The sequence below is a fragment of the Burkholderia sp. JPY481 genome, assembly GCF_038900515.1.
GTDB lineage: Bacteria > Pseudomonadota > Gammaproteobacteria > Burkholderiales > Burkholderiaceae > Paraburkholderia > Paraburkholderia youngii.
In genome coordinates, this window is record NZ_JAYMRT010000121.1 from 1 (window position 1) to 640 (window position 640).

The following is a 640-nucleotide window of genomic DNA, read 5'->3' on the forward strand; positions in this document are numbered from 1 at the left end:
CGTACCCCTCGGCCAGCGCGGCGTACGAGCGCTGTACCTCGGGATCGTACATACACGCCTTTGTAATCGCGCATTTGGCGTTGTCGATGATCACGCGCTCCACGCGGCCGCCGAACCATTCGAAGGCGCGCCGGTGGCAGGCCAGCCACGTCTCGACCGTTTGATCCAGCACGAGCTCTGCATACTGGTGCCGCGACCAGCACAGCGTCATCACGAAGAACCATGTCTTGAGCGGTACGCCGGATTCGTGTGTCAAAACGGGACCGGCACCGAAGTCGAGCTGCGCTGCGTCCGCCGGAGCGAACTCCAGGATCGTCGTTGCTCTCGCGCCGCGCTCGGCCTTCAGGTGCAGCAGGAAGCGCCGCACTGCAGAATAGCTGCCCGTATAGCCGTGATTGCGCTGAAGCGCGTTGAAGATCGTCGTGCCCTGCACGTCGGCGTTAAACCAGCCGCGGACCAGATCGCGAAACGGTTCAATCGTGGAGACGCAGCTACGCGGCAGCTTCGGATTGTGTCCGAAGATCGCTGCCAGTTCGGCGTCGTCCGGCAAGGGCCGACCGGGATCGAGCCAGCCCCGAGCGAGCGCGAGCTGCCTGACGGTCTTCAGCTTCCCACGCCCCATCAGGCGCGCGCTGGCAAT

General features: G+C 64.4%; 1 protein-coding gene. It reads right to left on the bottom strand.

The genetic code is table 11. The features are described from left to right. The coding region (locus VSR82_RS39930) for a transposase (RefSeq protein WP_498858919.1) at window positions 1-640 on the bottom strand (640 nt) is incomplete at both ends.